Source organism: Aminobacter sp. UC22_36 (genome assembly GCF_044056035.1).
GTDB lineage: Bacteria > Pseudomonadota > Alphaproteobacteria > Rhizobiales > Rhizobiaceae > Aminobacter.
Window position 1 is genome coordinate 352380 of record NZ_CP171995.1, and the last position, 20907, is coordinate 373286.

At 62.4% G+C, this 20907-nt stretch carries 22 protein-coding genes; 1 reads left to right on the forward strand and 21 read right to left on the reverse strand.

What is annotated here, in order from left to right:
• Positions 1 to 2: 2 nt before the first annotated feature.
• Genes ACHMW7_RS01645 through ACHMW7_RS01665 form a run of 5 tightly spaced genes read right to left on the reverse strand, consistent with a single transcriptional unit; the run spans position 3 to position 5265 of the window.
• Positions 3 to 752 (reverse strand): enoyl-CoA hydratase/isomerase family protein, encoded by a 750-nt coding sequence (locus ACHMW7_RS01645; protein ID WP_395446149.1) that lies wholly within the window; start codon positions 750 to 752, stop codon positions 3 to 5.
• Positions 753 to 762: 10 nt separating this feature from the next.
• A complete protein-coding gene (locus tag ACHMW7_RS01650) occupies positions 763 to 2454 on the reverse strand; it encodes a methylmalonyl-CoA mutase family protein (protein ID WP_395446150.1) in 1692 nt (563 codons plus the stop codon).
• Positions 2451 to 3449, reverse strand: coding sequence for a methylmalonyl Co-A mutase-associated GTPase MeaB (gene meaB, locus ACHMW7_RS01655; RefSeq protein ID WP_395446151.1), 999 nt, complete (start codon positions 3447 to 3449; stop codon positions 2451 to 2453). The genes ACHMW7_RS01650 and meaB overlap by 4 nt, the downstream gene beginning before the upstream one ends.
• Entirely contained in the window at positions 3446 to 3913 is a 468-nt protein-coding gene (locus tag ACHMW7_RS01660) for a cobalamin B12-binding domain-containing protein (protein ID WP_395446152.1), read from the reverse strand. The genes meaB and ACHMW7_RS01660 overlap by 4 nt, the downstream gene beginning before the upstream one ends.
• Before the next feature lie 14 nt (positions 3914 to 3927).
• Positions 3928 to 5265 (reverse strand): aspartate aminotransferase family protein, encoded by a 1338-nt coding sequence (locus ACHMW7_RS01665; RefSeq protein ID WP_395446153.1) that lies wholly within the window; start codon positions 5263 to 5265, stop codon positions 3928 to 3930.
• A gap of 96 nt (positions 5266 to 5361) precedes the next feature.
• Between ACHMW7_RS01665 and ACHMW7_RS01670 the strand changes: the two genes are divergently transcribed.
• Positions 5362 to 6219: a LysR family transcriptional regulator gene (locus tag ACHMW7_RS01670; protein WP_395446154.1), complete on the forward strand. Its 858-nt coding sequence runs from the start codon at positions 5362 to 5364 to the stop codon at positions 6217 to 6219.
• 214 nt (positions 6220 to 6433) lie between these two features.
• Here the strand turns inward: ACHMW7_RS01670 and ACHMW7_RS01675 are convergent, their stop codons facing one another.
• The 16 genes from ACHMW7_RS01675 to ACHMW7_RS01750 form a co-directional block, all read right to left on the reverse strand.
• On the reverse strand, positions 6434 to 7114 hold the full coding sequence (locus ACHMW7_RS01675) for a helix-turn-helix domain-containing protein (RefSeq protein WP_395446155.1): 681 nt from the start codon (positions 7112 to 7114) through the stop codon (positions 6434 to 6436).
• Between the two features lie 106 nt (positions 7115 to 7220).
• A complete protein-coding gene (locus ACHMW7_RS01680) occupies positions 7221 to 7826 on the reverse strand; it encodes a HupE/UreJ family protein (protein ID WP_395446156.1) in 606 nt (201 codons plus the stop codon).
• Positions 7827 to 7866: 40 nt separating this feature from the next.
• Positions 7867 to 8745: an urease accessory protein UreD gene (locus ACHMW7_RS01685; RefSeq protein WP_395446157.1), complete on the reverse strand. Its 879-nt coding sequence runs from the start codon at positions 8743 to 8745 to the stop codon at positions 7867 to 7869.
• Positions 8742 to 9389: an urease accessory protein UreG gene (gene ureG, locus ACHMW7_RS01690; RefSeq protein ID WP_395446158.1), complete on the reverse strand. Its 648-nt coding sequence runs from the start codon at positions 9387 to 9389 to the stop codon at positions 8742 to 8744. The genes ACHMW7_RS01685 and ureG overlap by 4 nt, the downstream gene beginning before the upstream one ends.
• Before the next feature lie 4 nt (positions 9390 to 9393).
• Positions 9394 to 11106 (reverse strand): urease subunit alpha, encoded by a 1713-nt coding sequence (ureC, locus tag ACHMW7_RS01695; protein ID WP_395446159.1) that lies wholly within the window; start codon positions 11104 to 11106, stop codon positions 9394 to 9396.
• Positions 11107 to 11120: 14 nt separating this feature from the next.
• Positions 11121 to 11816, reverse strand: coding sequence for an urease subunit beta (locus tag ACHMW7_RS01700; RefSeq protein WP_395446160.1), 696 nt, complete (start codon positions 11814 to 11816; stop codon positions 11121 to 11123).
• Between the two features lie 15 nt (positions 11817 to 11831).
• Entirely contained in the window at positions 11832 to 12515 is a 684-nt protein-coding gene (locus ACHMW7_RS01705; protein ID WP_395446161.1) for an urease accessory protein UreF, read from the reverse strand.
• Entirely contained in the window at positions 12512 to 12964 is a 453-nt protein-coding gene (gene ureE / locus ACHMW7_RS01710; RefSeq protein ID WP_395446162.1) for an urease accessory protein UreE, read from the reverse strand. The genes ACHMW7_RS01705 and ureE overlap by 4 nt, the downstream gene beginning before the upstream one ends.
• Before the next feature lie 50 nt (positions 12965 to 13014).
• Positions 13015 to 13710, reverse strand: coding sequence for an urea ABC transporter ATP-binding subunit UrtE (gene urtE, locus ACHMW7_RS01715; RefSeq protein WP_395446163.1), 696 nt, complete (start codon positions 13708 to 13710; stop codon positions 13015 to 13017).
• On the reverse strand, positions 13703 to 14497 hold the full coding sequence (gene urtD, locus ACHMW7_RS01720) for an urea ABC transporter ATP-binding protein UrtD (protein ID WP_395446164.1): 795 nt from the start codon (positions 14495 to 14497) through the stop codon (positions 13703 to 13705). Before urtD ends, urtE begins: the two co-directional genes overlap by 8 nt.
• Entirely contained in the window at positions 14481 to 15614 is a 1134-nt protein-coding gene (gene urtC, locus ACHMW7_RS01725; RefSeq protein WP_395446165.1) for an urea ABC transporter permease subunit UrtC, read from the reverse strand. Before urtC ends, urtD begins: the two co-directional genes overlap by 17 nt.
• Before the next feature lie 25 nt (positions 15615 to 15639).
• A complete protein-coding gene (gene urtB / locus ACHMW7_RS01730; protein WP_395446166.1) occupies positions 15640 to 16530 on the reverse strand; it encodes an urea ABC transporter permease subunit UrtB in 891 nt (296 codons plus the stop codon).
• A gap of 75 nt (positions 16531 to 16605) precedes the next feature.
• Positions 16606 to 17853, reverse strand: a complete 1248-nt coding sequence (locus ACHMW7_RS01735) for a transporter substrate-binding domain-containing protein (protein WP_395446167.1) — start codon at positions 17851 to 17853, stop codon at positions 16606 to 16608.
• A gap of 505 nt (positions 17854 to 18358) precedes the next feature.
• On the reverse strand, positions 18359 to 18967 hold the full coding sequence (locus ACHMW7_RS01740) for an ANTAR domain-containing response regulator (RefSeq protein WP_395446168.1): 609 nt from the start codon (positions 18965 to 18967) through the stop codon (positions 18359 to 18361).
• A gap of 13 nt (positions 18968 to 18980) precedes the next feature.
• Entirely contained in the window at positions 18981 to 20135 is a 1155-nt protein-coding gene (locus ACHMW7_RS01745) for a transporter substrate-binding domain-containing protein (RefSeq protein ID WP_395446169.1), read from the reverse strand.
• Between the two features lie 274 nt (positions 20136 to 20409).
• Positions 20410 to 20862 (reverse strand): urease accessory protein UreE, encoded by a 453-nt coding sequence (locus ACHMW7_RS01750; RefSeq protein ID WP_395446170.1) that lies wholly within the window; start codon positions 20860 to 20862, stop codon positions 20410 to 20412.
• Positions 20863 to 20907: the final 45 nt, after the last annotated feature.

A 20907-nucleotide genomic window follows, 5' to 3' on the forward strand; every position in this document is an offset into this window, starting at 1 on the left:
GTTCAGAACCTTTTTGCCCGTGCCTGTGCTTCGGCGGACAGGAAGCCGCTGACCGTGGCTCTGGTCTCGAGCGCCATGGCGGCGGCGAGCGAGGAGTGGAAACCTTCGTTGATGGCGTGCTTGATGTCGGCCACCGCATCCTCGGGCCGGGCGGCAATCGCCAGCGCCAGCTTCTTTGCCTCGTCGAGCAGGTCGGCCTCGGCGAAGAGTTTCCAGGCGATGCCGACCTCGACCGCCTTGGCTGCATCGTGGCGTTCGCCGAGGATCATCAGCTCCTTGGCGATTTGCGGCCCGACCTGCTTGGTCAAAAGCGCAGTCACGCCGCCTGTTACAAACAGCCCGTAGCCGACCTCGGGGAAGAACCAGCGCGTATTGTCGGCAAACAGCCGGAAGTCGCAGTTCACCACCCATTCGAGCGCGCCGCCGACGCACCAGCCATGCACCGCGGCAATGACGATCTTGCGCGACTGCATGATCTGCAGCGTGATGTCCTGGATGGACTCGACCCAGGCCTGCGTCGCCGCTTCCGAGGTGGTCTGCGCGTCGAGATCCCTAAGGTCGTCTCCGGAGCAGAAGGCGCGCCCCTCGCCATGCAGGATGATGACGCGAGTGGCCGCCCTCGCCTCGGCCGCCGTCAGCGCCGCCGAGAGCTCGTTGACGAGATCGCCGTTCATGGCGTTGAGCCGTTCCGGCCGGTTCAGCCTTATCCAGGAGATGGCGCCGTCCTCTGTCGAAATCACTGCTGATGTCATGATGGGCTCCTCATACGATCATCGGTTCGGCGTAGGAGCCCCAGACGTCTCGCAGCGCGCTGCAAATCTCGCCGAGCGTCGCTCTCGCCTTCACCAGCTCTATTGTCTTCGGCAGCAGGTTGATGTCGTCGGACCGGGCCTGCTGGGCGAGATCTCCCAGCAGCTGCTGTACGAGCCCGTTGTCCCTGTTTGCGCGCACCGCGTTCAGGCGGTCGATCTGCAGCTGGGTGCATTGGTCGTCATAGGGATGGATGTGCACCTCGGCTGAACCGCTCGTTTCGTCGACATAGCGGTTGACGCCGACGGAGACCTTCTCGCCGCTATCGATCTTCTTGAAGGTCGCATATGCCGAGTCGGCCAGCTTCTGCTGGAACCAGCCTTCCTCGACGAGCTTGATGGCGCCGCCGCGCTCCTTGACCTCGTCCAGCACCTTCCAGATTTCGTTTTCCATGTCCCGCGTCAGGCGTTCGACGAAATAGGAGCCGCCGAGTGGATCAATCACCGACGTCACGTTGATTTCGTCGCGGATGATCTGCTGGGTCCGGATGGCCAGCTTCATCGCCTCCTCGGTCGGAATGGCGAAGGCCTCGTCAAGGCCATTGGTATGCATGCTCTGGCAGCCGCCGAGCACCGCGCCCAGCGCCTGGATCGCCGTGCGCATCAGGTTGTTGTGGTGTTCGACCTTGGTCAGGCTCATCGCCGCCGTCTGCACATGCACCCTGAGGCGCATCGATTCCGGCTTCCTGGCGTGGAACTGCTCGGACATGATCTTGGCGTAGACGCGCCGGGCTGCCCTGAACTTGCAGATCTGTTCGAAGAAATCCTGGTGGCTGATAAAGAAGAACGACAGCCTGGGCGCGAAGTCGTCGATGTCCATTCCGGCGGCGATGACCTCCTCGCAATAGGCGATGGTGAAGGCCATGATGAAGGCGATCTCCTGCAGCGCATTGCCACCGACATCGGACAGGTGGTAGCCGCTCAGGCTGATCGGATTGAGCTTCGGCGTCGTCTTGGCGCTGTGCATGATCAGGTCGCGCAGCAGCCTGACGGCGGGCCGCACCGGGTAGATCCATTCCTTCTGCGCGACATATTCCTTCAGCGGATCGGCCTGCAGCGTTCCGGTCAGCTTGTGCAGGTCGTAGCCGCGCCGTTCCGCGACCGCGACGAACATCGCGTAGATCACCCAGGCCGAGGGGTTGATGGTCAGTGAGACCGAGATCTTCTCCAGATCTATGCCGTCGAACAGGCGGTCGACGTCGTCAACCGTATCGATCGCCACGCCGACGCGACCGACTTCACCGAACGCCATCGGATCGTCCGAATCGAGGCCCAGCAGCGTCGGCAGGTCGAAGTCGGTCGAAAGCCCGGTCTGGCCGGTCTGGATCATGTATTTGTAGCGCTGGTTCGTTGCCTCGGGATTGCCGAAGCCGGCGACCTGCCGGATGGTCCACGGACGCCCGCGATACATCGTCGGATAGGCGCCACGGGTAAAAGGGTATGCGCCCGGAAATCCGAGATCACTGGCCGGGATGCCGGCGACGTCGGCTGCGGTGTAGATCCGCTTCAACGGAATGCCGCATTCAGTCTCATAGTCCGGCTTTTCCTCGGGCCTGCTGTTCAGCGTGGCGGCGAGTTCGTTTGCCTCCCACTCGGCCTGCTTTTCCCTGATCTCCTCGATCGCCTCAGCTGAGAACAGATTCATGCCGGCACCTCATTGTCCCAACCCAGCAAAAGGCAGGCGGCGGCGGACGGATCCATGGTCCGGCTCACCACCGCCTGAACGTGGGCCTCGAGTTCGTCTGCGTCGCGTTTGAACTTGTCCTGAAAGAGCTGTCTGGCGGTGCCGAGGATCCGCGTCCTGCCGATGCTGCGCTCGCGCTCGTGCACCTCGCCACTGTCCCTGAGATGGTCCCAGTGCCTGGAGATGGCGTCCTTGAGCTCGTTGACCCGTTCGCCCGAAACCGAACTGACCGGGAGAACCGGCGTTTGCCAGTCCGAGCCTGGCCGGCCCGGTCCGAGGGTCATCATGCCGCGCAGTGCCGCGACCGTTGCCGATGCGTCGGGCCTGTCGCTTTTGCTGACGGCGTGGATGTCGGCGATTTCGAGGATGCCGGCCTTGATCGCCTGGATGTCGTCGCCAAGCCCCGGCGCGGACAGCACCACGATGGTGTGGGCGGCGGTCACCACTTCGACCTCGTCCTGACCGACGCCTACCGTTTCGATGATGATCGGCGAGTATCCCGCCGCATCGAGGACATCGACTGCTTGGAGCGTCGAGCGGGCCAGGCCGCCGAGATGTCCACGCGTCGCCATGCTGCGGACGAAGGCCTGGCAGGACTGCGCCGCCTCGCTCATCCGCACCCGGTCGCCGAGGATCGCACCTCCGGAAAACGGGCTGCTGGGATCGATGGCAACCACGGCGACCTTGTGCCCGTCTGACGCAAAGGCCTTGATGAGGGCAGAGACAAGCGTCGACTTGCCGGCACCCGGCACGCCGGTGATGCCGACGACATGCGCCTTGCCGGTGTGCTTGTAGATTTCCGCCAGCGCATCCGATGCTTCGGCATATCCTGCCTCGGCGCGGGAGATCATCCGGGCGACGGCCAGGATGCTGCCCGAAAGCACTTCAGGGACGAACTCTGCCGAGGGCACATAGGCCGCTCGCCGGACCGGCCGGGATGAGGCGAACGCCGTCATATGCGGCCACGTTCGGCGATCAGGTTCCTGATCGTCGTGACGATCAGGTCACCCCTTGCTTCCTGCGGGACGATGGCGTCGACGCCGCTGTTCGACAGGGCGGCGTAGTCGTGCTCGGGAATGACGCCGCCGGCGACGACGAAAATATGCTCGGCCTTCTTTTCCCTGAGGCAACGGCCGAGTTCCTGGAACAACGGCAGGTGTGAGCCCGACAGCAGGCTGACGCCGATGACGTCGACGTCTTCCTGGATCGCCGCGCTGACGACATCGTTTGGAGACTTGTAGAGGCCGGTGTAGACGACCTCCATGCCGGCGTCGCGCAGGATCCGGGCCACGACCTTGGCCCCCCTGTCATGGCCGTCGAGGCCGAGCTTGGCGACAAGCACCCGGATGGTGCCGGGCGCATTCACGTCAATCTCCGCCCTGGCGCCGTCGCCCTGGCTGTTGATGCTCGTATCGGTCATTTCTGGAGTGCCTTTCACTCTGCGGCTATGCTGGAACCGCTTGTACCAGCGGTTAGCCCGGCTTCGATCGAGTCCGAAATGATGCTCAGGCCGAGATCCAGTTCAGCCTCTGATATCGTCAACGGAGGGGCGATGCGGAACACGCCGCCCATACCGGGAAGCTTGACGATGTTCATGCTCAGGCCGCGGCTGAACGCCTCCGCCGCGATCCGCGCACCCAGCTCATGGTCGGGATCCCTATCCTTGCCGTTCTTGACGATCTCGACACCTAGCATCAGGCCGCGGCCGCGCACGTCGCCGACACATTCGTAACGCTGCTTGAACAGCGACAGTCCGTCGAAGAGCCTGGCACCCATATTTTGGGCCCGTTCGACGAGCTTCTCGTCTTCCACCACGTCGAGCACCGCCAGGCCGACAGCCGCCGGCAATGGGTCGGAGACATGCGTGGTGTAGAACAGGAAGCCCTTGGCGTATGCCGCCTCTTCGATTTCCGCAGTCGTCATGACCGCCGAGAGAGGCAGGCCCGCGCCAATGGTCTTGGACAGCGTCAGTATGTCGGGGGTGATGCCGTCGCGCTGGAAGGCGAACATGGTTCCGGTGCGGCCGATGCCGGTCTGCGCCTCGTCAAGGATGAGCAGCATGCCGCGCTCATGGCATTTCTGCTGGAGAGCGGCGAGATAACCCAGAGGCAGTTCCAGCATGCCGCCGCTCGACAGGATCGGCTCGGCGACGAAGGCCGCCAGGCTCCCCGTCGACTGGCTGTCCACCAGGTTGAAGGCGTCGTCGAGTTCGGTGCGCCAGTCGAGGCTGCCGTCGGCATGCTTGAAGCGCGGGCGGAAGCTGTTGGGCGCAGGAATGGCAAGCGAGCCGACGGAGGCAGGCCCATATCCTTTTCGGCCAGCACTATAGGTCGCTGAGGCCGCGACACCGGTCATGCCATGCCAGCTCTTGGAGAAGGCAACGATCTCGTGCTTGCCGGTGACCAGCTTGGCCATGCGGATGGCCGCTTCGTTCGATTCGGCACCCGTCGACAGCAGCAGCGCCCTGTCGAGGCCGGGCGCCAGCCCGGCAAGACGCTCGGCGAGATCGACCACCGGGCGGGACAGCATGCCGCTGAACAGATGCGCAACCTTTTCGACCTGCCGGCTGACAGTCGACACGATCCTGGGGTGGCCGTGACCGAGCAGGGCGCTCATCTGGCCGGAGGTGAAGTCCAGGATCGGCCTGTCGTCGGCATCATAGACGAACGATCCGGCAGCACGTTCGATGATCGCCGGCTCGAAGCTGCCGCCATAGCGGATGAGGTGCTTCCTCGCCGAAGCCCAAAACGCTGAATCCCGGTTGTTCGACATGTCTCACCCCTTTGATGACGCTCGGTCGAACGATAGGGGTTGGTGCTTTTGCAGTAAAATTGATAATGTTAGGATTCAGATATCAGGAGATTTGATATGCAGGCGCCACTTGACCTGAGATTGGTGACGACCTTCGTCCGGGCGGCGCAACTGGGGACCTTGAGCGCGACGGCCGTGCAGGTCGGGCGGACACAGTCTGCGGTGACGATGCAGATACAGCGGCTGGAAGAGGTGATCGGCCAAAGCCTGTTTCATCGCAAAGGCAGCGGTGTCAGCCTGACGGCGAGCGGCGCCCGTTTCCTCGTCTATGCCGAGCGCATCCTCAAGCTGCAGGACGACGCGGTCTCAGCGCTCTCGGACAAGGGCTTGCACGGTTCGATCATATTCGGCAGCCCCGAAGATTATCTGATCGCCTTCTTTCCCACGATCCTGAAAACCTTCGGCAGCCTTTATCCCGATGTCGAGATCAAGGTCGTCTCGGCGCCGACAGTCGAACTGCGGGGCCTGCTGAATTCACGGCAGGTCGACCTCGCGCTCGTCTCGACTCCCAATGCGACCGATTCCGCCGACGTCGTGCGGCCCGAGCCGCTTGTCTGGGTAGGCAGCAAGCCGACGCTCGAACTGCATGATTTTGGCGAGACAATCCCGATGGCATTGCCGGCCTCAAATGCCATGGACCACAGGGCCGCCTGCGACGCCATGGCCCGTGCCGGGCTGCGCTACAAGATATCCTACGCCAGCAACAGTCTGGCCGGACTGATCGCCGTTGCACGATCCGGGATGGCCATCAGCGTCATGACCAAGGAAGCGGTCCCGTCCGACCTTTACATCCTCAACGCGCCACTGCCGCAGCTTTCGACCCTTGGCATGCTGATCGCATACGCCGATGCCGAAAGCTCGCCAGCGGTCGAGGCATTTGCCGATCATATCCGGAGGGTTTTGCCGACCCTTTAGGGAGCAGATTCTGTCGCCAGTGTCACCTTAGGTCCGCCAATCGCCCTTGATGGCGAGCTGCCACGTTGCAGACATGCTGTCGCCAGCTCGTGAGTGGTGATTTTCGTCCCTTGAGGTCGTCGAACAGCGCGTTTCGACGAAAACGAATGGATTTCAACCTTTCAAGCAGTCGAAAAATCGGACCGATCGTTTTGGTGAAATGATCGGAGACGCATCACTCCTCTCCGGCTTGCGGATAGGAGATGACGGAGAGGAAGCGTGCCGGCAGCTTGGTCAGTTGTTCGGGTCCGTGGGGCGCGTCGGCGTCGAAGAACAGGCTGTCGCCGGGGGTCATGTGATAGAGCTGCGACCCATGTCGGTAGGTGATCTCACCTTCGAGCAGATAGAGGAACTCCATGCCCGGATGCTGGAACAACGGGAAGGTGTCGGTGTGGCTGGTCAGGGTGATGAGATAGGGCTCGACGGAAACCGCGCTGGAACTGGAGCCGACGTAGCCGAGCAGATTGTAGTGGTGGCCAGCCCGCGTGCCACGCCGTTCGACTGCGACCCCTGCCCCGGCCTTGACGAACACCGCGCTGCGCTCCTCCTCGAAGCTTCTAAGCAGCGCGGTCATCGGCACACTGAGCGCCTGGGACAAGGCCTGCAGTGTGGTCAGGGACGCCGAGATGACGCCGTTTTCGATTTTCGACATCATGCCGACCGAGATGTTTGCGGCACCGGCAAGCTCGGTGGCGGTCATGCCATGGCGTTTGCGACAGGCCCGCACCTCGCGGCCGATCGCCGCCTGCAGCTCGTTTTCCCCAGGGACACGAACCGCATGCGGATCCTGGTGCAGTGGGACCGCCGCGGCTTTCCTGCCGGCAAAGGCCGCAACCACCCGCGCAGGCAATCCCATGGGGCGGGCCTGATGTACAGGGACTGAAGTAGTCATCCTGGCACCTCGTTCTGTTGGGCATATGCAGGCTGCGACGCTCGCGCGGCAGCCGATGGCTTTACCGGTCTCAGACGAGACCAGTCACCACGCCGACGCCAGCGACGGCTGCCACTGCGCCAAGCGAACGGACAAGGAGCGCCCCTTTCGCCCCGCCCTTGCCATCGAGCAACAAGCCGAAGCCAAGGCCGGCGGCGTGCAGCGTTGCGGTCGCGAGCACAAAGCCCAAACCATAGGCCAGGCCGCTGGCACTCTCCGGCATTTCCGTACCGTGGGCATAGCCATGGAAAACCGCAAAGAAGCCGACCAATGCCATGGCGGCGGTCAAACCCGCCTGGAAGTTGTAGGCAACAATGCCGCCGAGAACGACGATGGACAGGCCTATGCCGAGTTCGACGAAGGGCACGGCAATGCCGGCAAGACCAAATATGCCGCCAAGCACCATCACAGATACAAAACTTGCCGGCACCAGCCAGCGGGCCCGTCCACCCAACTGCGATGCGAACAGACCAACCATGACCATGGCAAGGACATGGTCGAGCCCGCCAAGCGGATGGGCAAAGCCGTGCGCAAAACCATCGACATGGCCAAGGCCGGTATGGGCGTTAGCGAGGCCCGGTGCCAACGCGAAGACGCCAGCCAACACGGCGGACCTTGTGAGAGATTTGCTGTTCATGATCTGCTTCCTTTCAATGGTTGCGATGCGAATGCGGTTGTCATTTGCGCCGTGGCATGGGCGGTTTGCCGAAGGCAGCCAGGACGGCCAGCCCAAACAGGCTTTCGGCGATGCCGCGTGCGGTCACCGCATCGGCGGCAAGGCAACGAATGCCCCAGCCCGCGCCATTGGCCAGTGCCGTGACGCCGACGATCGCCGACGTCGTGTTGTTCAGCGCAACAAGCGCTTCAGCTATCGGAAGCCGAGCGGGGTCGCCCAACAACATGAAGCTGGACACGACCCGCCAGTGTCCAATGGGTGAGGTGGGCCCTGCGAGCTGCGCGCCTGTCACTTCGAGATTGTCGCGCACCAGCAAGCGGCCAGCGGCATCACGGATGACAACGTCCGCGCCCACCCAGTCGAAAGGCCGCAATCGACCCTCCGGGTCATGACAGGTAAAGGCGTCTGACAAAAACAGCACAGCGCCGGGCGCCAGCCTTGCCTGGATGGTGCTTGAACAGGATGCGCCGGGAAACAGCACCAGCGGATCTGGCGTCAACGCCAGGAAGGCACCCTCCTCCAGAGCAATCTCGGTCGCCTGCTGCGCCGGCTGGCCGTGGCAATCATGCACGACGGTTGCCGCCTGGGTGGTGACATGAGCTGCCGCACCAGTACCGAGCTCGTAGCGGCTGCCCAGCCTGTCGTCGCGATAGAGCCCGCCTGAAGAGGACTGCTGGTAGACGGTGAGCAGCGCGGGAATGGCGGCATCAAGCGCGAACGGCCGCGTCATGTGGAACGGGTAAGAAACGAACTGGCGCCCCAGATGGGTGCGTCCGCCATGGCGGGAAAAGGTTAGCTCGAAGCGACCGCATCGTGCCCCAGCCTGCCGCGATTGCGCCAGGACTTCGTGGTGACGTGGCTGGGGCCAGTGCGACGTCATCTGAACAACACGTCGGCAAGAATGCGGTCGGCGATTGCTGCAACGCCCTCGCCGGTGCGGCAGTTGGTGACGGCCATTGGTTTGCCCGATCGCACGGCGGTCGCCTCGGCGGTCATGCGTTCGAGGTCGACGCCGACATACGGTGCCAGATCCATCTTGTTGACCACCAGCAGGTCGCATTTGAGGACGCCGGGGCCCTTCTTGCGCGGAATGTCATCGCCGCCAGCGACATCGATGACAAACATCCACCAGTCGACAAGATCGAGCGAGAAGGTCGAGGCAAGATTGTCGCCGCCACTCTCGATCAGGATCAGCTCGACATCGGGAAACAGCGCTTCCAGATCGTCGGCGGCGGCGATGTTGAGCGTTGGGTCCTCGCGGATGACGGTGTGCGGGCAGGCCCCGGCCTCGACCGCTGCGACACGCGCCGGGTCGATCAGTCCGGATCGGCGGATACGCTCGGCGTCCTCAGCCGTCACCAGATCGTTGGTGACGATCGCCAGCGACACGCCGCGCGCGGCGAAGGCCGGGATCAGCCGTTCGATCAGCGCGGTCTTGCCCGAGCCGACAGGCCCGCCGATGCCGATGCGGGCAGCCCCGACACGCGACGGTGAAGGCGAATGGAAAGACGTCCTGGTATCCATGATGTCACCTCAGCATGTAGCGTTGGGTCAGCGGCAGCTCGTGCGCCGGCTCGCAGGTTGCGAGTTCGCCGTCGACGAAGACGTCGAAAGTCTGCGGATCGACACGGATGTTGGGACAGGCATCGTTGCGCAGCATGTCCTTCTTCGACAGGCCACGATTGCCGCGCGAAGGCAGCAGCGCCTTCTTCAGGTCGAGCGTCGCGGCAAGGCCTCGGTCGATGGCCAGCGGATTGACAAAACACGCCGATAGCGCCTGCTTGGCGCGTCCAAAGGCACCCCATTGCGGGCGCAGCAACAGCGGCTCGCAAGTCATCAGCGAGGCGGCACTGTCGCCCATTGCTCCCCAGGCAATGAAGCCGCCTTTGATGACCAGTTCCGGCTTGATACCGAAGAAGGCCGGGCGCCAGATCACGATGTCGGCCATCTTGCCGTCTTCGAGCGAGCCGACATGCTCTGATATGCCGAAGGTGCGGGCGGCATTGATGGTGTATTTGGCGACGTAGCGCTTGATGCGTTCATTGTCGCCGAAGCGTGTCGCCTCCTCGGGCAGGCGGCCACGCTGCTTCTTCATCTTGTCGGCAAGCTGCCAGGTGCGGCAGATCACCTCGTTGATGCGTCCCATGCCCTGGCTGTCGGAGCCAAGCATCGAGATCGCGCCGATGTCGTGCAGGATGTCCTCGGCCGCGATGGTCTGGGCGCGGATGCGGCTTTCGGCAAAGGCGACGTCTTCGGGGATGGCCGGATTGAGGTGATGGCACACCATCGTCATGTCGAGGTGTTCGTCGAAAGTGTTGATCGTGTAGGGGTTGGTCGGGTTGGTCGAGGACGGCAGACACCACGGCACGCCGGCGACGCTGATGATGTCGGGCGCATGGCCGCCGCCAGCGCCTTCCGTGTGGTACATGTGGATGGTGCGACCGTTGATAGCGGCGAGCGTGTCCTCGAGGAAGCCGGATTCGTTCAGCGTGTCTGTATGGATCTGGACCGGGAAGTCGAGTTGATCGGCAACCGTCAGGCAGGTGTCGATCGAGGCCGGCATCGTGCCCCAGTCCTCATGCAGCTTGAGGCCAAGGCAACCGGTCTCGATCTGCTCGACCAGCGAGGCCGGCTTGTGCGAATTGCCGCGGCCGAGGAAGCCGAAATTGATCGGCCACTCTTCCGCCGCCTGCAGCATCTTGCCGACATTGAACGGGCCGCCGCAGTCGATGCCGACGGTGATCGGCCCAAGCGAGCCGCCGAGCATGGTGGTGATGCCCGAGGCAATGGCGTGGTCGCACAATTGCGCGCTGTCGAAATGCACATGCACATCGAGCGCGCCAGCGGTGGCGATCAGGCCCTCGCAGTCGCGCACCGTGGTTGCCGCCGACACGATGAGCCGCGGATCGACGCCGTCCATGATGGCCGGATTACCGGCCTTGCCGATACCGACGATCTTGCCGTCCCTGATGCCGAGGTCGCCCTTGACGATGCCGACGACCGCATCGATGACGGTGACGTTGCACAACAGGAAGTCGAGCGCGCCTTCGGCACTGGTGACGCCAGCGGCAAGGCCGGCACCATCGCGCAAGGTCTTGCCGCCGCCATGCAGGCACTCGTCGCCATAGACGGCATAATCCTTCTCGACGACGGCGACGAGTGAGGTGTCGCCGAGACGGAAGCCGTCACCGGTGGTTGGGCCATACATTGCCGCATAGTCGCGGCGTGACAGGGTTGCCATGATCGTTCCTCCCCTCAGGCGCCGCGAAAGCCGCGGGCGCGGGCGTTATCAAGTGCAGCGGCCTTCACCGCCGCATCGTCGGCCTGGCCATTCGAAAGGCCATTCAGCCCGGAAAGCAGTTGCTGCCCGCCGAAGGTGGTGAGCGGAACGTCCTTCTCTTGTCCAGGCTCGAAACGCACGGCGGTGCCGGCTGCGATGTCGAGGCGCATGCCGAAGGCAGCCGCGCGGTCGAAGTCGAGCGCCTTGTTGACCTCGAAGAAATGGTAGTGGCTGCCGATCTGCACCGGACGGTCGCCGGTGTTGACGACCTTCAGCGTCAACTTGCGGCGGCCGGCATTCAGCTCGATCTCACCGTCTTCGGTGATGATCGCACCGGGTTCGAGATCGTCGGCGGCGGCACCGGCTGCCGGCCGCAACGGCTCATGCACGGTGACCAGCTTGGTGCCATCGCGAAAGGTTGCCTCGACCTGCAGCATCGGCAGCATCGCCGCCACGCCTGGCATGACGTCGGACTGGGTCAGGATGGCGGAGCCGATCGACATCATCTCGGCAACCGAGCGCCCTTCCCTCGCACCTTCGAGGATCTCGTCGGAGATGAGCGCAACCGCTTCGGGATAGTTGAGCAACAAGCCCTTGGCCCGGCGTTTGCGCGCAAGCTCGGCCGCCGTGTAGATCGTCAGGCGTTCAAGTTCGGTCGGGGTCAGCAGCATGACATGCGCTCCTCATCAATTGGAAAACAGGCGCTGGCCCGATGCACCGTGCAGGGCGACGGCGATCTCGCAAAGCGGCGTGAAGGAACGCAGCGGCTCATCATCGGTGACGACCTTGCTCGTCGCCGCCTCGATCCTGGGCAGCGCCCGGGCAATCACCGCCTGGGCGTCGATGGCGCCAACGACGCCAAGCCGCACCGCTGCGGTCGCCAGTGAGGCGACCATCTGGTAGCCGCCGATCGCAACAGCCGTTGGCTCGTCGAGGCCGAGCGCCTGCCATAATAGCCCCTGGACAATAGCGAGATGACCGCAGGCGGTGCCCTTGCGGACCATCCCGCGGTAAGCGCCAGCGCCTTTGGTCCCGATCCGCTCATGCGTGGTCAAAAGTGCCGCACCGTTACGCCGCGAACCAGACCGCAGCCCTTCGACAAAGGTCGAGGCCTCGACCTCCCGGTCGAGCTCGGCAAGCGCGTCGAGATCGCCGGCAAGCCTGTGTGCCCGCACCAAAGCGACACGGTCCGCGCCGGCCCAGCGATGGACAATCTGGGTATCGACAAAACCCGCGAAGTCGAACGCACCCAGCCGCTCGGCCAGGGACGACGATGCCTCGAGCCCTTGCGAAAAGGCAAAGCCGCCCGAGGGAAACTGCCCGTCGCCATGTTGCAGGGCAACCAGAAGATTTGTCGCCGAAAGGCTCATTCGGCCTCCTCGGTCATCGCGACCCGTCCACCAGACAGCAGAGGCGCGATGCGTGCGGCATAACCCGCTGCCGGCCCGTCCTGGGCGACGAGAAGATCGTCGCCATCGAAGCGCACCCGCCAATGAAGATTGCCGGCGTGATAGCCAAGTTCCAGCGCATCGCTGGCCGAACGCGGCGAAAACCTCAGCCAGCGTTGTTCACCAGCCCTAACGATCACCGCGCGCTGATCGTCGAGCAGAAGCACGGCACCGTCATGCAGCTTCTGGTCACGCGGCAAGGTGATCGCCACCTCCTCGCCCTTGTCGGTCCGCGCCATCAGCCGCCGTCGGTCGAGGTCGCCAACCGCAACCGTCACAAACTCGACAGCATGGTGATGTTCGAGATGGTGGATGGCTTCGTGCAACCTCGGATCCGCCCGGCTGCCAAGCACACTTTCAACTCGGAGCATCTCAAAATCCTTTCTGCGCTTGACGTTTGGGTCGTCGGCCGCGTTCGCGGCTAGAGGCCCATATGCTTGTGGATCAGTTCATTGCTGAGGTCGGTGGTGTCGCCGGTCGCCGCGATCTGTCCCTTCTCCAGAATGGCGAAGCGGTGCGCTGCGGTACGGGCGAAGCGTATCTTCTGCTCGACGAGGATGATGGTCAGGCCGTGGTCCCGGTTGAGCGACACAATCGCCTCTTCGATATGCTCGACGATGTTGGGCTGGATGCCCTCGGTGGGCTCGTCGAGAACCAGGATGCTCGGGTCGGTGGCGAGCGCACGGGCAATCGCCAGCTGCTGCTGCTGGCCGCCCGAGAGGTTGGTGCCGCGCCGGTGGAGGTGGTCCTTCAGGAACGGAAACAGCGTCCAGACCAGCGGCGGCACCGACGTTTGTCCATCCGCCCGCGCGTTGCAGCCCAGCAGGATGTTGTCGAGCACGCTGAGTCCGGGCACGATCTCGCGGCCCTGCGGGACGTAGCCGATGCCGCGCCGCGCCCGCTGGTAGGTGAGATCGCGGCTGATGTCGGTACCTTCAAATTCGATGGCGCCTTTGGTCTGCACGCTGATGCCGAGCAGGCTACGCAATAGCGTCGTCTTGCCCACGCCGTTGCGCCCCATGATGCAGAAGACCTCGCCCTTGCGGATTTCAAGGTTGAGATCGTGGATGATGTGGCTGGTTCCGTAGAACACATTCAGGTCTTTGAACTTAAGCATGGCTGAGCGTCGCCGATCCAAGATAGGCCTCGATTACTGCGGGGTTGCGTTCGATCTCTTCCGCAGTTCCCTCGGCAAGCACTGCTCCCTGATGCATCACGGTGATGGTCCGGCAGATGCGGCGGACAAAGGCCATGTCGTGTTCGATCACCAGCACCGTATGGCCGCCGGCGAGATCGAGCAGCAACTCGGCCGTCTTGTCGGTTTCAGCCGCCGTCATGCCGGCGGCGGGTTCGTCGAGCAGGATGATCTTGGGGTCCTGGCTCAGCACCATCGCCAGTTCCAGCCACTGCAGCTGGCCATGCGACAATTCGGATGCCTTACGCTTCATCGAACCGAGCAGGCCGGTTCGCTCGGCAACGGCAATCTCCTTGTCATTCGGCCCTGATTTCACGCGGTCGAACAGGTTCTGGAAGACACGGACACGGCGGTTGCTCGCCACCTGCAGGTTTTCCAGCACCGTCATGTCCTTGAAAACCGTCGGCGTCTGGAACTTGCGGCCGACGCCACTGCGGGCGATGGCCGCTTCGCCAATGCCGGTGATGTTGCGGTCATGCAGCCAGATCTCGCCTTCGGACGGCAGGGTCTTCCCACACAGCAGATCGAGCAAGGTCGACTTGCCGGCGCCGTTGGCGCCGATGATCACCCTGAGCTCGCCGTCAGCGATCGATAGGTCCACGTCGCGCACGGCGGGAAACTCGTCGAAACGGACAGTCAGGTTCTGTGTCCGCAAGATGGGCGCCGCCGATGCAGTCGCTGCTTGAGATGGTCTATGAACGGCATTCATCGATCATGCCTCCCTTGCAGACAGTTCGGTCCTCCGAAGCGCTCGGCCTTGTCGCATTGCCGGAGCGCTCGATGAAGGCCTTGAAAATCCCGGCGATCCCGTTCGGCATGAACAGCACAACAAAGACGAACAGCAGCCCGAGGATGATCGGCCATACGGGCTGGAAGGTCGCGCTTTCGCTGGCGAGTGAGCCGACGAAATTGACGATCAACGCGCCGATGCAGGCCCCGAGCAGGGACGCACGGCCGCCGGTCGCAGCCCAGATCACCATGGAGATGCTGAGCGACGTCGCCATCAGCGACGGCGTTGCGAACTCAGAGGTGAGCGTGAACAGCATCCCGGCCAGGCCAGCGACGCCGGCCGAGACGCAGAATATGAAGAGCTTGTAGTTCTCGACGTCGTAGCCGAGGTAGCGGGCGCGCGCCTCATCCTCGCGAATGGCTTTGAGCACCTGGCCGATGCGTCCGGCAAGCATATAGCGGGCGAGCAGGATCACCGCGATCAGCGTGAACGCTACGGCATAGTAGGCGCTCGGCCCGTAGGGATCGAACTCGAAGCCCCCGATCTCCAGCAGCGCCAGATCGGCCAGACCATTGAATCCGCCGGTCAGCGGCTGATTGTTGATAATGAGCAATTGCCCGATCAGAGCAAAGGCCAGCGTGATGATGCTGACATAGACACCTGTCGTGCGCCGCTTGAACATGACGTAGCCGATGCCGGCGGCCAGGATGCACGGCACGATGATCGCGGCGATCATGCCGACCGCAATCGACCGGAACGGAATCCACAGGAACGAGCCTGTCGTGACGCAGCAGAGGTCGCGAACCGCATCCGGCTCCATGTTGAGCAGCATGAGCTGCGGCACTGGGTTGTTGTCTGGCACGGCCAGCGTCAGCGACATCGCCAGCATGTAGGCGCCCATGCCGAAGAACAGGCCCTGGCCAAGGCTCAGTATGCCGGCATAGCCCCACGACATGCTGATGCCGATCGCGCAGATCGAATAGACAAGATAGATCGCAACCCGGTTGGTCCAGAAGCTGTTGAGCACCAGCGGAAGGGCCAGCACAACGGCGAAGAAAGCGACGTAGGCGATTATGGATGCGGTGCGGTGTGTCATGCGCTCGTCCATGTTGCAGCCAAGCTCAGCGGCTCTTGGTGACGAAGAGACCCTGAGGCTTGAAGAGGAGAATGAAGATCACGACGGCGAACAGGACCGTTCGTCCGTAGACGTCGTTTGCCCAGGTGGCGACGAAGCTCTGCACCTCGCCGAGAATACCTGCCGAGGCGAAGGTGCCGAGCAGATGGCCGACGCCGCCGGCGACGACAACGAGGAAAGCGTCGACGACATAGGGCGTGCCCATATCGGGCGATACGGTCTTGAACCCCGACACCAAAACGCCCGCGATGCCGGCAAGGCCGGAGCCATATGCGAAGGCCAGCATGTTGACGCGCTTGTCGTTGATGCCGCAGGCAGCGGCTGTGTTCCGGGCGACCGAAACGGCGCGCAATTGGCTGCCGAAACGCGTCCTGAACATCAGGAGCCAGGTGATGGCGCCCAATGCCAACGCGGCGACGAATACGAAGGCCCGATAGACCGGGATGTTGGCGCCGAAGAGTTGAAAGGCCTGCTGCAATTCGGCAGGGACTGGGACGTTCTGCAGATCCGAACCAAGCCCGTCGATCTCGACACCGAACAGCCCGAGCCCGAAGTGAATCCGGATTAGCTGCTGCAGGATGAGCGCGATACCCCATGTTGCCAGCAAGGTGTCGAGCAGCCGGCCATAGAGCCTACGCACGACAGTGCGCTCGATGATCAGGCCGAACGTCGCGGTTACCAGGAACGCCAGCGGCAGGCACAGATACGTGTTGAAGCCGAGATGCTTGGTTGCCAGCACCGTGGTGTAGGCGCCGATCATCACCATCTCGCCATGGGCGAGATTGATGACATTCATGGTGCCGTAGATGATCGCCAGGCCGAGGGCGACCATGAACAGGATTGATGCAATACTCAGGCCGATGACAAATGTTTCCATGCCGCTTCCATCCGCGTCTGTCGGTGGGATCGTGCCGGCGCGAAGATCCGCGCCGACACCACTGGCCGTCCAGGGCTAGAGCGTTGCCCCACTCGTCGTGCAGATCCGCTTCTCCGCTGTCTCGCCTACGCTGGAATAAGGTAGCGGCACGAGCGGTTCGGCATACTGGTCGACGATGTCGAGCAGGCCGTCGGCGCGGGTCTTGCCGATGCGTGGCGTCAGGTAGCTGTGCAGGTTGTCGGGGTCGATGGTAACCTTGCCCTGCGGCGCGTCGAAGGACAGCCCGCCCGCACTGGCAACGATCGCTTCCGGTGCAAGGTCGCCGGCCTTTTCTGCGGCCATCGCCCACATGTTGACGCCGACATAAACCGCCTCCATCGCCGCGTGGGTAACGGCATCGGCGCCCGCATAGGCCTTGAAGGCCTCAACGAACACCTTGTTCTGAGGCGTGTCGACCGTCTGGAAATAGGGCAGCGAGACGTAGCTTCCGAGCGCATATTCGGGGCCCATCGCCTTGATCTCAACTTCCGTGGTCGTTGAGGAGCACAAGGGAAGCTTGTCGAAATCATAGCCCTGGTTGCGCAGCTCCCTGTAGAAGGCGACGATCGAGTCGCCCACCACGTTGGAGAAGATCACATCGGCGCCGCTGGAGCCGATCTTGGAGACCATCGAGGCCCATTCGGTGTGGCCGAGCGGCAGGTACTCGTCGCCGACGACCTGCATGCCGATCTTTTCGCAGATCGTCTTCGACGTCTTGGCCATGCCGCGCGGGAAGGCATAGTCGGAGCCGACGATGAAGACCTTGTTCTTGCCCAGGTTCTTCTGCAGCCACGGCAGCGAATTTTCCAGCTGCTGGTTGGGCACCGCCGAGCCGGCATAAAGCACGTTCTTGGAGCACTCCTCGCCTTCATACCAGGTCGGCCAGACGAGAAGGCCCTTGCGCCGCTCGACGACCGGCAGGACAGCCTTGCGGCTGGCAGTGGTATAGCAGCCGAAGATCACGGGGACCTGGTCCTCAATCGTCAGCTTGCGCGCCTTTTCGCTATAGATGCGCGGTTCGGACGCTGGATCCTCGATGATCGCGCGCAGCTTGCGGCCAAGGACACCGCCCTTGGCGTTGATTTCGTCAATTGCCATCTGGGCGCACTGGTTCATCGATTTCTCGACGATCGCCGTGGTCCCGGTCAGCGAATACATGATGCCGACGGGAATCTCGTTGGCTGCCCAGGCCTTGTCGCCGAGACGCAGGATCGCCGGCGCGGCCAGCCCGACGGCCGCGAGACCCGACGCCTTCAAAAAGGTACGCCTATCTTGGTTCTTCATTGGTCCTCCTGTTCGCATCGTTGTGCGTTTGATTTTTTGTGAAGCCGCCCCATTCGCGACCATGTACAGGCTGTATTAGAAAATTATAATAAGCAAATAGTTTTTCAGTATATTTTTAATTCTATTTAAAAATTTGCGCAAAACTATTTTCCACATTACTTATGCGGACTCAGAAATTTGCCAAGTTTTAGATATTTTACCGATGTATTCTTCTACAATCGCAAAAACCTCCCAGGCAGGAGACGACGGGCCCGACCGAAGTGAGGTGAGCCGCCGCCGAGCAAAGGCGATGTCGCGCACGCGTTCGCATGCGCTGACCAACGAGCGTCAAGAAGTGCTGCAAATCGAACCAACGGCTGCCGACGGCCTTGTCGGAAGCCGAAAAACAAAAAAGCCCGCCAACTCCGATGAGGAGTCTGCGGGCTACATAGCCACTCGGTGCGGACCACATTGTCTCACACCGTACCGACATCCGAGCTTCACCCGGCGTCAATTATGTTTCATACTAGTCACGCATATCCTTGAACGTCAAGAGCTCATGCGCGTTTATGATCGCGCTCGCCAGATCGTCCATCGGAACGCGTTTCGCCATCGCTTGCCGGCGAATGTTCTCATACGCATCTTGTTCGCTAAGCCCTTGCGTTTCCATCAGAATACTCTTCGCACGCAGGATGCGGTTGTTGCCGGCCAGCTTTCGCTCCAGCTTGCGGATGCGCTTGCTGGCATTCTGCCGCTCGAGCCAGAGCGCGCGTGCGATGGTCAGATTGGTCAGCAGGCCAAACGGGCGGATCGGGCGCTCGATGACCGCAAGTGCCCCGCATTCCAGCACCACCTGCAGCGTGCTCGGATCCTCGTAGGTCACCACCGCCACCAGGGCCGGATCGGACGGCTGCACCGGCCGGAACAGGCTGAGGATCTTGTCGCGGTTTTCCTGCTCGATCGAAACCAGCACCACCACCGCCGAAGGATTTATCGTATCTGGCAACGGCCAGGTCGTCTCGCAGCTGCAGCCGATGCGCCGGAGATGCTCGACCAGGGCCAGCCCCGCCTGATCGGGCGGATGGATGACTTGGACGCGCAAGCCTTTCAGGTCCTGGAGTATCCTGGTTGGCACCGAAAACGATCCGCTACGCCTTGCGTTTCAGCTGATGGGGTTTGCTCATCCAATCATCGAATGAGGCCGTGACGAAATAGGGATCCGGCCTGATCCGCGTTTCGGACTGCCAGATGACGTCAAATTTGCCCTCCGCGTTGACTCTCCCGATGCGCGACCACAGTTCGGTGTGGTGGTTGTCGGGGTCAATGCGTACTCGCCCTTGCGGCGCGTCGAACTCCAGCCCGGCGAGATGCTTGGCCAGCGCTTCCGGCTCGTCCGTGCCAGCCAGTTCCAGGGCCTTGGCGTAGAGATGGACCTGAAAATAGGCCGCCTCGGCACCCGCCGTGACTGGCGCATCAGCACCAAAGCGTTGCTTGTAGGCCGATACGAACCGCCGCGCCTGCGGCGTGTCAAGTGTTTCGAAGAACGAGGCAGACGTCAGGTGCCCGGCTGCGATCGCCGGCGCCATCTCGGCGACTTCGGCTTCGGTCGTCGTCAGGCTGGCTATGGGCATCGTCGCGACGTCGAAGCCAGCCTGCTTGTAGGCTTCGTAGAGCATGACAGCGCCAGTGCCGACCACCGTTGAGACCACGATGTCGGGCTTCAGCTTGCCGATCTGCTTGATGACACGGTTGAAATCCTTCGGCACCGCTTCGACGGGCACATAGATTTCGTCGAGAATGGTGCCCTTGGCTCTGGTCACCAGATCCATGACGACACGGTTGTACTCGTAAGGAAAGACGTAGTTCGAGCCGACCAACAGGAACCGGGTGCCATAATTGTCGATCAGGTAGCGCGCCAGCTGGACCGCATTCTGGTTCGATGACGAACCGGTATAGAAGCAGCGCGTGGAGTATTCGAACCCTTCATAGAAGGTCGGGTAGAACAGCATGCCGCGATAGGCTTCGATTTCCGGCAGGACGGCTTTTCGCGCCGACGACATGTAGCAGCCGAAGATGACTTTGATCCCGTCCTCAGCAAGGAGACGAACGGCGAGCTCCTGGTACTTCTTGGCCGAGCATTCCGGATCATAGAAAATCGGTTCGATCCGACGCCCCAGGACGCCACCGGCAGCATTGATTTCTTCGGTTGCCAGGCGAGTCGCGTTTGCTTCAGCCGTCTCAGCCGCTGCGGTTACTCCGCTGCTTGAAAACAAGACGCCAACCCGCCAGTCACCATTCGCCATGCGATTTAAGCCACCCATCAAATAGGTCGAAACAAAGTTGCACCGGTCATCGGCATATGCCGGACAGAGTCTGCTTGGGGAGATTGGGAAACGCCACTGTTTCCAGTCTCGTAGCAATATCCTGCCAGCCGAAGAAAGGCAACGCGCCTTGGCAGCGCTTCGGTTCCGTCCCGTCACCACTGCAAACAGGTGCTGCTCCTGAAACGTCGGGTCGGCTCAGGTATTTCGCTCGCTTTCAACGCCTCGTGTGTACCTCTGTCTCGGCACGGACCAGTCATTTTTCTTCGCCGAGAAAAATCACGGCGCCCCGGTCGAGCACATGATGGAGCCTGTCCAGAACGTGGCCCGATCCAAGTTCGCCAACGACGTAGAGATGATCACCTTCGAAACGCACCGGCCAGTGCATGTTGCCGGCGCAGTATCCCAGTTCGATACCTGCGGCGGCATCGGCCGCCTTGAAGACCAGCCACCGTTCTGGCTCGGCGCGAACGACGATGGCGCGCTTGTCCTCGAGCAACAGCACCGCGCCATCGACAAGCCGCTGCGTGCGCGGCAGGGAAATTTCACAGAGCGTGCCGCGATCGGTTCTCGCCGACAGACGCCGGCGCGCGATCTCGGCAGAGTCGAGCATGATGAACTCGACCCGGCCTTCGTGGTCCAGCAGATGGAGCCGGGCGCTCAACTGTTGGTCGGCCGCCAGTCCGACAATGGAATTCAGCTTCAACATTCAACGTTCCCCTGGAACAGTTGGCCGCAAGTTGCGTATCCCGTT

Coding starts and splice junctions, on each gene's coding strand:
- ACHMW7_RS01645 (WP_395446149.1), bottom strand. CDS start 752: ATGACATCAGCAGTGATTTCGACAGAGGACGGCGCCATCTCCTGGATA.
- ACHMW7_RS01650 (WP_395446150.1), bottom strand. CDS start 2,454: ATGAATCTGTTCTCAGCTGAGGCGATCGAGGAGATCAGGGAAAAGCAG.
- meaB (WP_395446151.1), bottom strand. CDS start 3,449: ATGACGGCGTTCGCCTCATCCCGGCCGGTCCGGCGAGCGGCCTATGTG.
- ACHMW7_RS01660 (WP_395446152.1), bottom strand. CDS start 3,913: ATGACCGATACGAGCATCAACAGCCAGGGCGACGGCGCCAGGGCGGAG.
- ACHMW7_RS01665 (WP_395446153.1), bottom strand. CDS start 5,265: ATGTCGAACAACCGGGATTCAGCGTTTTGGGCTTCGGCGAGGAAGCAC.
- ACHMW7_RS01670 (WP_395446154.1), top strand. CDS start 5,362: ATGCAGGCGCCACTTGACCTGAGATTGGTGACGACCTTCGTCCGGGCG.
- ACHMW7_RS01675 (WP_395446155.1), bottom strand. CDS start 7,114: ATGGGATTGCCTGCGCGGGTGGTTGCGGCCTTTGCCGGCAGGAAAGCC.
- ACHMW7_RS01680 (WP_395446156.1), bottom strand. CDS start 7,826: ATGAACAGCAAATCTCTCACAAGGTCCGCCGTGTTGGCTGGCGTCTTC.
- ACHMW7_RS01685 (WP_395446157.1), bottom strand. CDS start 8,745: ATGACGTCGCACTGGCCCCAGCCACGTCACCACGAAGTCCTGGCGCAA.
- ureG (WP_395446158.1), bottom strand. CDS start 9,389: ATGGATACCAGGACGTCTTTCCATTCGCCTTCACCGTCGCGTGTCGGG.
- ureC (WP_395446159.1), bottom strand. CDS start 11,106: ATGGCAACCCTGTCACGCCGCGACTATGCGGCAATGTATGGCCCAACC.
- ACHMW7_RS01700 (WP_395446160.1), bottom strand. CDS start 11,816: ATGCTGCTGACCCCGACCGAACTTGAACGCCTGACGATCTACACGGCG.
- ACHMW7_RS01705 (WP_395446161.1), bottom strand. CDS start 12,515: ATGAGCCTTTCGGCGACAAATCTTCTGGTTGCCCTGCAACATGGCGAC.
- ureE (WP_395446162.1), bottom strand. CDS start 12,964: ATGCTCCGAGTTGAAAGTGTGCTTGGCAGCCGGGCGGATCCGAGGTTG.
- urtE (WP_395446163.1), bottom strand. CDS start 13,710: ATGCTTAAGTTCAAAGACCTGAATGTGTTCTACGGAACCAGCCACATC.
- urtD (WP_395446164.1), bottom strand. CDS start 14,497: ATGAATGCCGTTCATAGACCATCTCAAGCAGCGACTGCATCGGCGGCG.
- urtC (WP_395446165.1), bottom strand. CDS start 15,614: ATGACACACCGCACCGCATCCATAATCGCCTACGTCGCTTTCTTCGCC.
- urtB (WP_395446166.1), bottom strand. CDS start 16,530: ATGGAAACATTTGTCATCGGCCTGAGTATTGCATCAATCCTGTTCATG.
- ACHMW7_RS01735 (WP_395446167.1), bottom strand. CDS start 17,853: ATGAAGAACCAAGATAGGCGTACCTTTTTGAAGGCGTCGGGTCTCGCG.
- ACHMW7_RS01745 (WP_395446169.1), bottom strand. CDS start 20,135: ATGGCGAATGGTGACTGGCGGGTTGGCGTCTTGTTTTCAAGCAGCGGA.
- ACHMW7_RS01750 (WP_395446170.1), bottom strand. CDS start 20,862: ATGTTGAAGCTGAATTCCATTGTCGGACTGGCGGCCGACCAACAGTTG.